Annotated in this window: 17 protein-coding genes; 16 read left to right on the top strand and 1 reads right to left on the bottom strand. The window is 72.3% G+C overall.

Annotation, left to right across the window (positions count from 1 at the left end; genetic code table 11):
• Positions 1 to 164: 164 nt before the first annotated feature.
• The 4 genes from AB0N27_RS11205 (at position 165) to AB0N27_RS11190 (ending at position 4777) form a co-directional block, all read left to right on the top strand.
• Positions 165 to 1319 (top strand): sensor histidine kinase, encoded by a 1155-nt coding sequence (locus tag AB0N27_RS11205; RefSeq protein ID WP_364366857.1) that lies wholly within the window; start codon positions 165 to 167, stop codon positions 1317 to 1319.
• A complete protein-coding gene (locus tag AB0N27_RS11200; RefSeq protein WP_364366854.1) occupies positions 1316 to 1972 on the top strand; it encodes a response regulator transcription factor in 657 nt (218 codons plus the stop codon). Before AB0N27_RS11205 ends, AB0N27_RS11200 begins: the two co-directional genes overlap by 4 nt.
• A 110-nt stretch (positions 1973 to 2082) precedes the next feature.
• The gene (gene ffh / locus AB0N27_RS11195) at positions 2083 to 3636 is read left to right on the top strand and encodes a signal recognition particle protein (protein ID WP_364366851.1); all 1554 of its coding nucleotides are present in this window, start codon (positions 2083 to 2085) and stop codon (positions 3634 to 3636) included.
• Between the two features lie 61 nt (positions 3637 to 3697).
• Positions 3698 to 4777: an amidohydrolase family protein gene (locus AB0N27_RS11190; RefSeq protein WP_364366848.1), complete on the top strand. Its 1080-nt coding sequence runs from the start codon at positions 3698 to 3700 to the stop codon at positions 4775 to 4777.
• Between the two features lie 197 nt (positions 4778 to 4974).
• Here the strand turns inward: AB0N27_RS11190 and AB0N27_RS11185 are convergent, their stop codons facing one another.
• On the bottom strand, positions 4975 to 5577 hold the full coding sequence (locus tag AB0N27_RS11185) for a TetR family transcriptional regulator (protein ID WP_364366845.1): 603 nt from the start codon (positions 5575 to 5577) through the stop codon (positions 4975 to 4977).
• Positions 5578 to 5776: 199 nt separating this feature from the next.
• Here AB0N27_RS11185 and proS point away from each other — a divergent pair, with 199 nt between their 5' ends.
• The 12 genes from proS (at position 5777) to AB0N27_RS11125 (ending at position 14069) form a co-directional block, all read left to right on the top strand.
• On the top strand, positions 5777 to 7183 hold the full coding sequence (gene proS / locus AB0N27_RS11180; protein ID WP_364366842.1) for a proline--tRNA ligase: 1407 nt from the start codon (positions 5777 to 5779) through the stop codon (positions 7181 to 7183).
• Positions 7184 to 7220: 37 nt separating this feature from the next.
• Complete coding sequence (locus AB0N27_RS11175) at positions 7221 to 7841, top strand: DUF402 domain-containing protein (RefSeq protein WP_364370624.1); 621 nt, start codon at positions 7221 to 7223, stop codon at positions 7839 to 7841.
• Positions 7842 to 8071: 230 nt separating this feature from the next.
• The gene (gene rpsP, locus AB0N27_RS11170) at positions 8072 to 8575 is read left to right on the top strand and encodes a 30S ribosomal protein S16 (protein WP_364366838.1); all 504 of its coding nucleotides are present in this window, start codon (positions 8072 to 8074) and stop codon (positions 8573 to 8575) included.
• Positions 8550 to 8810, top strand: a complete 261-nt coding sequence (locus AB0N27_RS11165) for an RNA-binding protein (protein ID WP_172862164.1) — start codon at positions 8550 to 8552, stop codon at positions 8808 to 8810. The genes rpsP and AB0N27_RS11165 overlap by 26 nt, the downstream gene beginning before the upstream one ends.
• Positions 8810 to 9421, top strand: coding sequence for a ribosome maturation factor RimM (gene rimM, locus AB0N27_RS11160; protein ID WP_364366835.1), 612 nt, complete (start codon positions 8810 to 8812; stop codon positions 9419 to 9421). The genes AB0N27_RS11165 and rimM overlap by 1 nt, the downstream gene beginning before the upstream one ends.
• Positions 9422 to 9433: 12 nt before the next feature.
• Entirely contained in the window at positions 9434 to 10207 is a 774-nt protein-coding gene (gene trmD / locus AB0N27_RS11155; RefSeq protein WP_357990903.1) for a tRNA (guanosine(37)-N1)-methyltransferase TrmD, read from the top strand.
• A 143-nt stretch (positions 10208 to 10350) separates the two neighbouring features.
• A complete protein-coding gene (rplS, locus tag AB0N27_RS11150; RefSeq protein ID WP_088991045.1) occupies positions 10351 to 10707 on the top strand; it encodes a 50S ribosomal protein L19 in 357 nt (118 codons plus the stop codon).
• A 181-nt stretch (positions 10708 to 10888) separates the two neighbouring features.
• Positions 10889 to 11758, top strand: a complete 870-nt coding sequence (gene lepB / locus AB0N27_RS11145; RefSeq protein ID WP_364366830.1) for a signal peptidase I — start codon at positions 10889 to 10891, stop codon at positions 11756 to 11758.
• Between the two features lie 10 nt (positions 11759 to 11768).
• A complete protein-coding gene (gene lepB / locus AB0N27_RS11140) occupies positions 11769 to 12404 on the top strand; it encodes a signal peptidase I (RefSeq protein ID WP_203177896.1) in 636 nt (211 codons plus the stop codon).
• A 50-nt stretch (positions 12405 to 12454) separates the two neighbouring features.
• Positions 12455 to 12943 carry an NUDIX domain-containing protein gene (locus AB0N27_RS11135; protein ID WP_364366826.1) on the top strand — a complete coding sequence of 163 codons (489 nt, stop codon included), beginning with the start codon at positions 12455 to 12457 and terminating at the stop codon, positions 12941 to 12943.
• The gene (locus tag AB0N27_RS11130; protein ID WP_364366823.1) at positions 12937 to 13749 is read left to right on the top strand and encodes a ribonuclease HII; all 813 of its coding nucleotides are present in this window, start codon (positions 12937 to 12939) and stop codon (positions 13747 to 13749) included. Before AB0N27_RS11135 ends, AB0N27_RS11130 begins: the two co-directional genes overlap by 7 nt.
• A complete protein-coding gene (locus tag AB0N27_RS11125; RefSeq protein ID WP_007075222.1) occupies positions 13746 to 14069 on the top strand; it encodes a DUF2469 domain-containing protein in 324 nt (107 codons plus the stop codon). Before AB0N27_RS11130 ends, AB0N27_RS11125 begins: the two co-directional genes overlap by 4 nt.
• The last annotated feature ends 8 nt before the right edge of the window (positions 14070 to 14077 follow it).

Below are 14077 nucleotides of genomic sequence, written 5' to 3'. Positions count from 1 at the left end.
CATACCTGGGAGTCATATCGCTCACCGGTGTGTGCGCCGCCGCTTCCCCGGCGCGCGGGAGAGCGGCAGGCCAGACCGGCGGCGGCGGGTACGTCGGCGGACGTAGCGGCGGTGCCGCCGCCGGACGCACGACGGGTGCTCCCGGCGCGGGCAGAATGACGGCCATGTGGCGCGGCGGGTGGCAGACGAGAGCGGCGGACGCCCTGCTCGCTCTGGTGCTGCTCGGGTTCGGGCTGCTCGCCACCGGCCTGGCCGGGGACAACCAGCCCGGGTCGCGGCCGGTGGACACCGCCTGTCGGCTGCTGATCGCCGTCGCCGCGCTCGCCCTGTCCGTCCGGCGGCGCGTCCCGCTCGTCACCCTCGCCGTGGTCACCGTGGCCACGGCGACGTACCTGCTGATCGGCTACCCGTACGGCCCCGTCCTGCTCACGTTCCTGGTGGCGGTGTACAGCGTGGCGGTGCGGCTGCCGGTACGCCCGGCCGCGCTCGCCGCAGGCGCCGCGTTCGTCCTGCTGCTGGCCCACGTCTTCTTCGCCCGCGGTCCGGCGCCGGGTTGGGCGGGAGTGCTGCCCGCCTCGGCCTGGGTGGTCGTACCGTTCGCGGTGGGGGTGGTGGTGCGCGTGACCCGCGAGGCCGCCGCCCGCACCCGCGTGGAGCAGGCCCGCGACCGCGCCGAACAGGCCCGGCGGCAGGCCGACGAGGAGCGGCTGCGCATCGCGCAGGAGGTGCACGACGTGGTGGGTCACGGGCTGGCAGCGATCAGCATGCAGGCGGACATCGCCCTGCATCTGCTGCCGAAGCGGCCGGAGCAGGCCGAGGTCGCCCTGACCGCGATCAGTCGGACCAGCCGGGAGGCGCTCGACGAGCTGCGGGTCACCCTCGGTGCCGTCCGACGGGGTGCGGAGCGTGGGCCGGTACCCGGTCTGGCCCGGCTCCCGGCGTTGCGCGACCGGCTCGCCGGAGCGGGGCTGACCGTGGAGGTACGCGTGGTAGGTGATCCCCGGGAGCTGCCGGCGGCGGTGGACCTGGCCGCGTACCGGGTGGTGCAGGAGGCCCTGACCAACGTGCTGCGCCACGCGCGGGTGGCCCGCGCGGAGGTGACAGTGGGGTACCGCCCCGACGAGGTGACAGTCGAGGTCAGCGACCGGGGCGCGGGGGCCACCCGGGCCGGTCTGGATCCGGCCGACGACGTGAGCGGGCACGGCCTGGCCGGGATGCGGGAACGGGTCACCGCGCTGGGCGGGCGGCTCACCGCCGGGCCGCGCCCGGACGGCGGCTTCCGGGTGGAGGCGCGCCTGCCGGTGGAGTCGGTCCCGTGATCCGGGTGCTGATCGCCGACGACCAGGACCTGGTCCGGCTCGGTCTGCGCGCGCTCGTGGAGAGCGAGGACGACCTGGCGCTGGCCGGCGAGGCGTCCGACGGGCTGCGGGCGGTGGAACTGGCCCGCCGGGAGCGGCCCGACGTGGTGCTCATGGACATCCGGATGCCAGGCATCGACGGCATCGAGGCGACCCGCCGCATCGTCGCCGACCCCGACCTGATCGGCACGCGGGTGGTGGTGCTCACGACCTTCGAGCTGGACGAGTACGTCTTCGACGCGCTGCGCCACGGCGCGAGCGGATTCCTCACCAAGGACACCCGGCCGGCGGAGCTGCTGCGCGCGATCCGACTGGTGGCCGAGGGCGAGGCGCTGCTGTCGCCGTCGGTGACGCGTCGGGTGGTGCGGGAGTTCGCCAGCAGGCCGTCGCGGGCGCTGCGCCCGCACCCCCGGCTGGACACGCTCACCGACCGGGAGCGCCAGGTGGTCGGCCTGGTCGGCGAAGGGCTGAACAACGAGGAGATCGCCGCCCGGTTGGTGCTCAGCCCGGCGACCGCGCGGACCCACGTCAGCCGCGCGATGGGCAAGCTGGGAGCCCGAGACCGGGCGCAGCTCGTCGTCTTCGCGTACCAGTCGGGGTTGGTCTCGGGGTGAGGCCCGGGCCGCCAGCGGCCCCGCGGCGGGGCGGCTACCCTAGCGGTGGTCGGACTCCGCAGTGCCGGCCGCGTTGTGCCCGCCGGAACACTGACAAACGGGATGTTCGCGTGTTTGACACCTTGAGTGACCGCCTGTCCGGGATCTTCACCAAGCTCCGCGGCAAGGGACGGCTCACCGACGCCGACATCGACGCCACCGCGCGCGAGATCCGCCTCGCGCTGCTGGAGGCGGACGTCGCGCTGCCGGTGGTCAAGGGCTTCATCGCGGCCGTCAAGGAGCGTGCCCGCAGCGCCGAGGTCTCCCAGGCGCTGAACCCGGCCCAGCAGATCATCAAGATCGTCAACGAAGAGCTGATCAACGTGCTCGGTGGCGAGGGCCGGCGGCTCCAGTTCGCCAAGCAGCCGCCCACGGTGATCATGCTGGCCGGCCTCCAGGGCTCCGGTAAGACCACCCTGGCCGGCAAGCTGGCCCGCTGGCTCAAGGGCCAGGGGCACCAGCCGCTGCTGGTCGCCGCCGACCTCCAGCGTCCCAACGCCGTCGGGCAGCTCCAGGTGCTCGGTGGCCGGGCCGGCGTCGAGGTGTACGCCCCGGAGCCCGGCAACGGCACCGGCGACCCGGTGCAGGTGGCGCGCGCCTCGATCGAGCACGCCAAGCGGGCCGCCCGCGACATCGTCATCGTCGACACCGCCGGCCGTCTCGGCATCGACGCCGAGATGATGCAGCAGGCCGCCGACATCCGCGACACCGTCCAGCCGGACGAGGTCATCTTCGTCATCGACGCGATGGTCGGTCAGGACGCCGTGCGCACCGCCGAGGCGTTCCGCGACGGCGTCGGCATCACCGGCGTGGTGCTCTCCAAGCTCGACGGCGACGCCCGTGGTGGTGCCGCGCTGTCGGTCCGCGAGGTCACCGGGCAGCCGATCCTGTTCGCCTCCACAGGCGAGAAGCTGGAGGACTTCGACGTCTTCCACCCCGACCGGATGGCCAGCCGGATCCTCGGCATGGGCGACGTCCTCACTCTGATCGAGCAGGCCGAGCAGGCCTTCGACTCCGATCAGAAGGAGAAGATGACCGCCAAGCTGATGGGCGGCGAGCAGTTCACCCTCGACGACTTCCTCGACCAGCTCATCGCGGTCCGGCGGATGGGCCCGATCGCCAACGTGCTGGCCATGATGCCCGGCATGGGGCAGATGAAGGACCAGCTCGCCGACCTGGACGACAGCCACTTCGACCGGGTCACCGCGATCATCCGGTCGATGACCCCTGGCGAGCGCAACAACCCGAAGATCATCAACGGTTCCCGCCGGGCGCGCATCGCCAACGGCTCCGGCGTCACGGTGATGGACGTCAACCAGCTGCTCAACCGCTTCGCCGACGCGCAGAAGATGATGAAGCAGATGGGCGGCATGATGGGCCTTCCCGGCGGCGGCCGGCGCAAGGCCACCAAGTCGCCGAAGAACAAGCGCAAGGGCACCAAGGGCGGCGGCCGTCCGCGTACCGGCGCCGGGATGCCCGGAGGCTTCCCCGGTGGCATGCCGCAGCTCCCGCCGGGCATGGACCCGAACGACCTCGCCGGAGGCCAGGGCCTGCCGCCCGGCTTCAAGCTCCCGAAGATCGACTTCAACAAGCTCGGCAAGGGCGGCGACAACCGCCCCCGCTGACCGGGTGTGGGTGAGACCGACGGCTTCGCGAAGGCCCCGGTGATCGGGTAGGACTGTGCGCATGGCTCTTCACGTGCGCGGTGTGCTCCTCCCCGACGACGAGGTACGGGATCTCTGGCTGGTCGGCGACCAGGTGACCTTCACCCCGGTCCCCGGGGCGGAGACGGTCGTCGACGGCGGCTTCGTCCTGCCGGGGCTCGTCGACGCGCACTGCCACATCGGCATCGCCCGCGGCGGCGCCCCGATCACCTCCCTCGACCAGGCCCGCGAGCTGGCCCACGTCGACCGGGACGCAGGTGTGCTGGCGATCCGCGACGCCGGCTCGCCGTACCCGTACCCCGAACTCGACGACGAACCGGACCTGCCGCGACTGGCCCGCGCCGGCCGGCACGTCGCGCCGCCGAAGCGCTACCTGCGCGACATCGGGGTGGAGGTCGGCGCCGCCGAGGTGGCCGCCACGGTTGCCGCGCAGGCGCGGGCCGGCAACGGCTGGGTCAAGCTGGTCGGCGACTGGATCGACCGCGGCGTGGGCGACCTCGCGCCGGCCTGGGACGCCGACACCCTCACCGCGGCCGTCCAGGCCGCGCACGACGCCGGGGTACGCGCCGCGGTGCACACCTTCTCCGAATCGGCCGTCGAGATCATGGTGCGGGCCGGCGTGGACTCGGTCGAACACGGCACCGGACTCAGCCTCGACCTGATCGACGAGATGGCCCGGCGCGGCACCGCGCTGATCCCCACGATGATCAATATCGCCACGTTCGGCGGCATCGCCGAGCAGGCGCGGGCCAAGTTCCCCGGGTACGCCGACCACATGCTCGCCCTGCGCGACGGCTTCCCCGACGTGGTGCGCGCCGCCCACGAGGCGGGCGTACCGATCTACGTCGGCACCGACGCCGGCGGCGGCATCGACCACGGGCTCGCCGCCGAGGAGATGCTGCTCCTGCACGAACGGGCCGGAATGTCACAGCTGGACGTACTCGCCGCCGCCTCCTGGGGCGCCCGGCAGTGGCTCGGCTTCCCCGGCCTCGTCGAAGGCGGCCTCGCCGACCTGACCGTCTACCCCGAGGACCCCCGCCGCGACCTGCGCGTCGTCCGTGCCCCGTCCCGCACGATCCTGCGCGGCCGAGTCCTGAACTGACCCGCGTCTGCTCCGCTTCGCCGCACGATCTTGCGCAGGACCGAAAGAAGATCCGCGCAACATCGGGGTTATTGCTGCCTCAGGCGTTCGTGAGACAGCAACTTCAGGGAAGTTGCCCGGATCTTGAGGCAGGCGTCGGCGCGGGCACAGGCGCAGGTGCAGGCGCGGGTGTGCCGCGGTCGGCTCGCGGTGCCGGGTCAGCGGGGTGGGCGGGCGGCGGCGCTGAAGAGGCGTACGGCCAGGTCGGTGAGGGCCGTGGCGGTCTGGTCGATTGGGGAGCGGGGGAGCACGATGTGGCTCACCACCAGCCGGACGATCGTGTCGGCGGCGAAGGCCAGCGCGGCCTGGTCGGCTCCGGGTAGGTGGTCGCCGGCCCAGTCGATGAGCGCGCCGGACGCCTCGGTGAGCACCACCTCGGCCCGTGTCGTGAGGTACGGAAGCAGTTCGTCAGACCCGCCACGGGCGCTTGTCAGGATGGCCTTGACCAGCGGGTTCTCGGCTGCGGTGGTGAGGGTGCGTTCGATCGCCGCGTACGCGCCGGCGTGTACGTCCGAGCCGTGCGCGAGCAGGGCGGCGCGGACCTCGCCGACGAACCGGTCCACCTCCCGGCGGGCGAGCGCCTCGGCCAGCCCCGCCTTGCTGCCGAACTCGTTGTAGACGGTCTGCCGGCTCACCCCCGCCGTGGTGGCCACCCCGCCCATCCGGACCGCGTCCCAGCCCGCCGCGATGGTCCGTGTGCGGGCGGCGTCCACGATCGTGTCCCGCAGGCGCTGGCGGGGCGAGTCCGTCGATGTAGTCATGGTGGTCGAATTCTACGGCCGCGCCGCCGACCCGCCCAGGCCGCGCCGCCGACCCGTCGCGCGCCGCGCCGTCGACCCGTGGAGGCGCGCGCCGTCGAGCCGTTCCGGCGCGGCGACGGCCGGCGTGGGGGTGACCGCGGCGCGGCGCGGCGGCTCCCGGGCGCGGCGTCGTGCCGCCTGACGCATAGGATGTGCGGTCATGGCACGCGTGCTCACTCCCCGCGCGGAGGACTTCCCCCGCTGGTACCAGGACCTGATCGCCAAGGCGAAGCTGGCCGACAACGGCCCGGTCCGCGGCACCATGGTCATCCGTCCGGCCGGTTACGCCATCTGGGAACGGATGCAGGCCGAGATGGACGACCGGATCAAGGCGGCCGGGGCGGAGAACGCGTACTTCCCGCTGTTCATCCCGGAGAGCTACCTCAAGCGCGAGGCCGAGCACGTCGAGGGCTTCTCGCCGGAGCTGGCGGTGGTCACCCACGGCGGTGGCAAGCAGCTCGCCGAGCCGGTGGTGGTGCGCCCCACCAGCGAGACGGTGATCGGCGAGTTCATGGCCAAGTGGATCGACTCGTACCGGGACCTGCCGCTGCTGCTCAACCAGTGGGCGAACGTGGTCCGGTGGGAGCTGCGTCCGCGGATCTTCCTGCGTACCAGCGAGTTCCTCTGGCAGGAGGGGCACACCGCGCACGCCACCCGCGAGGACGCGCGGGCGTACGCGCGGCGGATCCTGCACGAGGCGTACGAGGACCTGATGGTCAACGTGCTCGGCATCCCGGTGGTGGTGGGCCTGAAGACGGCGCGTGAGCGGTTCGCCGGCGCGACTGCCACGTACACCTGCGAAGGCATGATGGGCGACGGCAAGGCGCTGCAGCTGGGCACCAGCCACGAGCTGGGGCAGAACTTCGCCAAGGCGTTCGACATCAGCTACTCGTCCAAGGAGGGGGGCCGGGAGCACGCCTGGACCACCTCCTGGGGCACGTCAACCCGGATGCTCGGTGGCCTGATCATGGCGCACGGCGACGACAACGGTCTGCGCGTACCGCCGAAGCTGGCCCCGATCCAGGCGTACATCATGATCGTCAAGGATGGCGAGGGCGTCGCGGAGGCGGCGGCCAAGCTGCGCGACGGCCTGCGCGACGCCGGTGTCCGGGTCGCGCTCGACGACCGCACCGACACCGCGTTCGGCCGCCGGGCCGTCGACGCCGAGCTGCGGGGTTATCCGGTACGCGTCGAGGTCGGCCCCCGTGACCTGGCGGTCGGCAACGCGACTGTGGTGCGTCGTACGGACGGGTCGAAGTCCCCGACGCCGGTGGCCGACGTGGTCGGCGCGGTGCTCGCCGCCCTGGAGGCCGACCAGCAGGTGCTGCACGACCAGGCGCTCGCCCACCGGCTGTCCCGCACGGTGGAGGTGGCCACCCTCGCCGAGGCGATCGAGGCGGCCGCTACCGGCTGGGCCCGGGTGCCGTGGTCGGCGGTCGGCGTGGCCGGCGAGGCCGAGGCGAACGGTCAGGGCGTCACGGTGCGCTGCCTGCTGCGGGCCGACGGCTCGGTCCCGGACTCGGAGGACGAGTCGGACCTGGTCGCCATCCTCGCCCGCGCCTACTGAGGTGCTCGTCGACCGGTTCCAGCCGGGCCGGCTGATCATGCACCGGAACGTGCGGCACGGCCGGATCGGGTGGGTCCGGCCGGGCCGGGTGGTCAGCGACGACGAGCGTGGCCTGCTGGTGTGGATCGCCCGGGACTCGCCGGTGGCCCACGAGGTGACCGAGGCGGGGCTGAACATGCGGGCGGTGCCGTTCGCCACGTGGATCTCGTCGTCGTACCGGCTGGCGCACGGCCACTGGAACGGTCCGCCGCTGCTGAAGTTCCTGCCGGCCGGGGCGGCGCACTCGGTGTGGTGGTTCCGCGACGCGCAGGGCCGGTTCGCCCACTGGTACGTCAACCTGGAGGAGCACGGCGTCCGCTGGGACGACGGCCCGGTGGCCGGCGTCGACGTGGTGGACCAGGACCTCGACGTGGTGGTACGCCCGGACCTGAGCTGGCAGTGGAAGGACGAGGACGAGTTCGTCGAGCGGCTCGCCTTCGGGGACGACTACTGGGTGACCGACGAGAAGGCGGTCCGGGCCGAGGGGGAGCGGGTGATCGCGCTCGCCGAGGCGGGTGCGTTCCCGTTCGACGGCACCTGGTGCGACTTCACGCCCCCGGCAGACTGGGACGTACCGGACGAACTTCCGCCGGGATGGGACCGTCCGCCGGTGCGCTGAGCGGTGTTCCCGGTCACCGGTGGCGTGGTGTCCGGGTCCGATGCGGGAGATCGGCAGCGGATCTGGCAGAATGGGTCGCTGGTATCCGGCGCGCGTCCGGCGCCCTCTAACCCGGGCGCGTCGCCAGTCCACCGAGTTGTCTCCGGCCCAACCCCACTGTGCCGGTCGGCGCTCACCCATGCACACCGCCCGTACCGGGCCGGTGAGATCGCAACAGGAGCGAAACAACTGTGGCCGTAAAGATCCGGCTCCTGCGGATGGGCAAGATCCGCAACCCGCAGTACCGCATCGTCATCGCCGACTCGCGCACCAAGCGTGACGGTCGTGCGATCGAGTTCGTCGGGGTGTACCAGCCGAAGGAAGACCCTTCGGTCATCGAGGTCAAGTCGGAGCGGGTCCAGTACTGGCTGTCCGTCGGCGCCCAGCCGAGCGAGGCGGTGCAGCGGCTGCTGGAGCTGACCGGTGACTGGCAGAAGTTCAAGGGCCTGCCGGCCCCGCCGCCGCTGCTGGTCGCCCCCGAGAAGGCCGACCGCAAGGCGGCGTACGAGGCTGAGTCGAAGGCCGCCGCCGGGCTGGCCCCGGAGACCCCGGCCAAGCCGGCCAAGAAGGCCGCCAAGGCCGCCGAGGCTCCGAAGGCCGACGCTCCGGCTGAGGCTCCCAAGGCCGAGGCGCCGAAGACCGAGGCTCCGGCCGAGGCCCCGGCTGCCGCTGCCGACGCCGGTGAGCAGGCCTGACATGCCTCTGCGTCCGGCGTTGGAGCACCTGGTCAAGGGCATCGTCGATCACCCGGACGACGTCCGGGTGCGGATGGTCGATTCCCGTCGGGGCAAGCGGCTCGAAGTCCGCGTGCACCCCGAGGACCTCGGCACGGTGATCGGGCGGTCCGGCCGGACCGCCAAGGCGCTGCGTCAGGTGATCGGCTCCATCGGCGGGCGCGGGGTACGCGTCGACATCGTCGACTCGTACTGATGCAGCTCGTCGTCGGAAGGATCGGCAAGCCGCACGGCGTCCGCGGTGAGGTCACCGTGGAAGTGCGGACCGACGAGCCCGAAGCGCGGTTCGCCCCCGGCACAGTGCTGCGCACTGAGCCGGGGGCGACGCCCCCGACTGCAACCCCGCGCAGCACCGTGCTGCGCACTGAGCCGGGGGCCGTCCCGTCGCCGGTGCCGGCGGACGGGCCTGGCGTGCCGTTCCGGGTGCCGGCCGAGCTGACCATCGAGGAGGCCCGCTTCCACCAGGGGCGGATGCTTGTCGCGTTCGACGGCATCCTGGACCGGGACGCCGCCGAGGCACTGCGCGGCACCCTGCTCGTGGTGGACAGCGCCGACGTGGCGCCGCCGGACGACCCGGAGGAGTTCCACGACCACCAGCTCGTCGGGCTGGCCGTGGTCACCCCGGCCGGTGAGCGTCTGGGCGAGGTTGCCCGCATCGACCACGCGCCCTCCTCGGACCTGCTGGTGCTGCGCCGCCCCGAGGGGCGTACCGCGCTGATCCCGTTCGTCAGGGCGATCGTTCCGGAGGTCGACCTGGCCGGCGGACGTGTGATCGTCGACCCGCCGGCCGGCCTGCTCGACCTTTAGGACCCACCCCCCATGCGCGTCGACGTCGTGTCGATCTTTCCGGAGTACTTCGCCCCGCTGGACCTGTCGCTTATCGGTCGGGCCCGGGCCAACGGCGTACTCCAGCTCGCCGTGCACGACCTGCGGACCTGGACCCACGACGTGCACCGAACGGTCGACGACACCCCGTACGGCGGCGGCCCGGGCATGGTGATGCGGCCCGAGCCGTGGGGTGAGGCGCTGGACGCCCTGGCGCCGGTCGACGCACCGCCGCCCCGGCTGCTGGTGCCCTCGCCGGCCGGTGTCCCGTTCACCCAGGCCATGGCGCACGAGTTGGCGGCCGAGTCGCACCTGCTCTTCGCCTGCGGCCGGTACGAGGGCATCGACCAGCGGGTGTTGACGCACGCCGCGACGCGGATGCCTGTCACCGAGGTCTCACTCGGTGACTACGTGCTGTTCGGCGGCGAGGTGGCGGTGCTGGTGATCCTGGAGGCGGTCACCCGGCTGCTGCCCGGGGTGCTGGGCAACGCCGGCTCGCTGGACGAGGAGTCGCACGCCCACGGGCTGCTGGAGGCGCCGATCTACACCAAGCCGCCGAGCTGGCGTGGGCACGACGTGCCGGAGGTGCTCCGCTCCGGCGACCACGGCAGGATCGCGCGGTGGCGGCGCGAGGAGGGGCTGCTGCGGACGGCCTCCCGACGGCCGGACCTGCTGGCCGCGCTGCCCGCCGACCGGCTCGACAAACGGGACATCGCGGCCCTGGACCGGGCCGGATTTCAGTCACCACCGGGGGATGTGGCAAAGTAGGGGGGTTGCCGCATCCGTCCGCGCCCGTGGGCGGCTGCGAGGATCCCCGACCGGGGTCGGCCCGCCGACCGCCACCCGGGGATCAGAATCACCCACCCGCGCACCGAGTGACGGTGCGCCGTGAGCCTTACGAGGACGCAGCGATGAACATCCTGGACGCCCTTGACGCCCAGTCGAAGCGGACCGACCTTCCCGACTTCCGTGCCGGTGACACCGTCAAGGTGCACGCGCGGGTCGTCGAGGGCAACCGGTCCCGTGTCCAGATCTTCCAGGGCGTCGTGATCCGTCGCCAGGGTGACGGTCTGCGCGAGACCTTCTCGGTCCGCAAGGTCAGCTTCGGTGTCGGCGTCGAGCGGACCTACCCGCTCAACGGCCCGGGCATCGACCGGATCGAGGTCGTGACCCGCGGCGCCGTGCGCCGCGCGAAGCTGTACTACCTGCGCGAGCTGCGCGGCAAGAAGGCCAAGATCAAGGAGAAGCGGGAGAAGCAGCCCAGCTGACTTCCCGCTCGCCACGCCTCCTGAGCTGCGCGTATGCCGTACCGTCCGGACCGCACTACCCTGGTCGTACGGGCGCAGCCAGGCGGCGGCCCCGCCCTCGTGGCGGGCAGCCGTCCACAACCGCCCGTGGAGCCTCGACGAGGCTCCCGGGCGGTGGTGTTTCTGCGGACCGGGGAGTGGCGTGGTGCAGACGCTTGACGAGGACGGCACCGTCGATCCGTGGCGCCGACGGGCCCGCCGTGGCCGCCGCCAGATGCCCCTCTGGCAGGAGTTGCCGCTGCTGCTGATCGTCGCGTTCTGCCTCGCGGTGCTGATCCGCACGTTCCTGCTCCAGGCGTTCTTCATCCCGTCCGGCTCGATGGAGGACACCCTCCTGATCGGCGACCGGGTGCTGGTCAACAAGGTCGTCTACGACGTCCGTGATCCGGTACGCGGCGAGGTGGTGGTGTTCCGGGGCACCGACCGCTGGGCGCCGCAGGTCGACGAGCAGCCGGAGCCGGGCTTCGCCGGCAAGCTCGGCCGTACGGTCGGCGACCTGGTCGGGGTGAGCCGCCCCGGCGAGAAGGACTTCATCAAGCGGGTGATCGGGGTTCCCGGCGACCGGGTGAAGTGCTGCGACACCCAGGGCCGGGTCACCGTCAACGGCACCCCGCTCACCGAGACGTACGTGCTGCGGGACTCCCCGCTGGACCTGCCGCCCAACCCGCAGGAGTGCCGCTCCCGGCGCTTCGACGAGGTGGTCGTGCCGCCCGGGCAGATCTTCGTGATGGGCGACCACCGGGAGGTCTCGCAGGACGCCCGCTGCCAGGGACCGGTGCCGATCGACAACGTGGTGGGCCGCGCCTTCATGGTGGTCTGGCCGTCGTCGCGGTGGACCGCGCTGTCGGTGCCGCCGACGTTCGCGGACGTGGCCGGCCCCGTCACGGCCTCCTCGGGCCCGCCCCCGGTCCGACCCACCCCGCAGGGTGGCGCGCTGCTGATTCTTCCCGTGGCGGTGGCGCTGCGGGGTTCCCGCGCGTTCCGGACGGTGACGTCCGGCCCGGCAACGTAGGCTCCTTGGCGTGATTGACGAGCAGACCGACAAACCGCGTAGCTCCTTCTGGAAGGAGCTGCCGATCCTGCTGGGTGTGGCGATCCTGGTCGCGGTGCTGGTCCGCGCCTTCGTGCTGCAGACCTTCTTCATCCCGTCCCCGTCCATGGAGAACACTCTCAAGATCGATGACCGGGTGCTGGTCAACAAACTGGTCTACGACTTCCGGTCACCGCACCGCGGCGAGGTGATCGTCTTCAAGGCGCCGACCGAGTGGAGCGGCAACCCCGACGGTGAGGACTTCATCAAGCGGGTGATCGGTGTGGGCGGCGACCACGTGGTCTGCTGTGACCCGCAGGAGCGGCTGATCATCAACGGCAGGTCGCTCGACGAGCCGTACATCTTCTCGATGGACGGTGTTCGCGACAAGCCGGCCGACCAGGAGTTCGACATCACCGTGCCGAAGGGCCGGCTGTGGGTGATGGGTGACCACCGTTCGGCCTCGGGTGACTCGTTGGAGCACTGGCAGCAGTCCGGGCAGAACATCACCGAGGCCACCATCCCCGAGGGGGAGGTCGTCGGGCGGGCGTTCACCGTCTTCTGGCCGGTCAGCCGGGCCACCTGGCTGACAGTCCCCGAGCAGTTCGAGGGCATCCCCAAGCCGTAGGACCGACAGGGGGCGTGGGCGAACCGCCTCGCGTCTGGCAGGCTGGGGCGGTGACCGTCTACACCCCTCGACGCGCCGCCCGCGTGCTGCTCGTCGACGCGGCCGGTCGGGTGCTCCTCTTCCACGGCTTCGACCCGGCCCGCCCCGGGCACCGCTACTGGTTCACCCCGGGTGGCGGGCTCGGCGCGCAGGAGTCACCGGCTGCGGGCGCCGCCCGGGAGTTGGCCGAGGAGACCGGGTTGCGGATCGACAGCGCCGAGCTGGGCGAGCCCGTCTGGTCCGACACGACCGAGTTCCCGTTCGACGGCACCTGGTACCGGCAGGAGCAGGACTTCTTCCTCCTTCGGGTGCCGCGGTGGCAGGTCGACACCGTCGGTTTCGACGACGTCGAGCGGCGCAGCATCGCCGGCCACCGCTGGTGGCCGCCCGCCGAGCTGTCCGCCAGCGGCGAGCGGTACTACCCGCCGGAGCTGCCCGAGCTGCTGGCCCGACTCCTGCCACCGACCGCCGAGGCCCGTCCCGAGGAGGCGCCGTGCTGACCCCGCCGCGCACAGTCGTACGCCGCGAGGCCGGGCTGTACGCGCTGGAGCGGGCGCTGCAACGGCGTGGCTTCCGGCATGTGGCCGGTGCCGACGAGGCCGGTCGGGGCGCGTGCGCCGGCCCGCTGGTCGCCGCCGCCGCCGTGCTGCCGGAGGGGCGACGCGGCGAGATCGAGGGCCTGGCGGATTCCAAGCTGCTCACCCCCGCCAGCCGGGAACGGGTGTACGCGGAGGTCGTGGACCGTGCCCTGGCGTACGCCGTGGTGGTCATCCCGGCCGAGGAGGTCGACGCCCGGGGGTTGCACGTGTGCAACCTCGCGGCGATGCGTCGGGCGCTCGCCTCGCTCACCACCCGACCGGAGTACGTGCTGACCGACGGCTTCGGCGTGGACGGCCTGGGCGTGCCGGGGCTGGCGGTGTGGAAGGGCGACCGGGTCGCCGCGTGCGTGGCGGCGGCGAGCGTGCTGGCCAAGGTCACCAGGGACCGGATCATGGTGGAACTGGACGGGGTGTTCCCGGCGTACGGGTTCGCCGAGCACAAGGGCTACATCACGCCGGAGCACAGCGCCGCCCTGCGGGAGCACGGGCCGTGCCGGGAGCACCGTTTCTCGTACGTCAATGTCGCGGTGGTCTCCGGCCGCGACGGCCGGCCGCCGCGCTCCCGCCGGCCCGCCGGCGCGGGCGCGGACGAGCCGATGGAGCGCTCGTGGGCGTCAGGGGGTACCGTCGGCGTGGCGTTGGGCGAGCAGGCTCGACCTCCGGCGCCGGTGGGGGAAGATGTGGTCATGGAAGGCGGAGTGCGATGAGCGCGGAAGATCTCGAGAAGTACGAGACCGAGATGGAGCTTCAGCTCTACCGGGAGTACCGCGACATCGTCCGCCAGTTCTCGTACGTGGTGGAGACGGAGCGTCGGTTCTATCTGGCCAACCAGGTCGACCTGCACGTGCGCAACTCCGACGGCGAGGTCTACTTCGAGGTCGAGATGCACGACGCCTGGGTGTGGGACATGTACCGTCCTGCCCGCTTCGTGAAGAACGTCCGGGTGATGACCTTCAAGGACGTCAACGTCGAGGAGCTGGAGAAGCCCGACATCTCGCTGCCCGCCGACTCCGGCTTCGGCGGCTGACCGCACCA

The organism is Micromonospora sp. NPDC093244 (assembly GCF_040683695.1).
Lineage (GTDB): Bacteria > Actinomycetota > Actinomycetes > Mycobacteriales > Micromonosporaceae > Micromonospora.
Note: the sequence above shows the minus strand (reverse complement) of the source record. Positions and strands in the feature narration are given on the sequence as shown.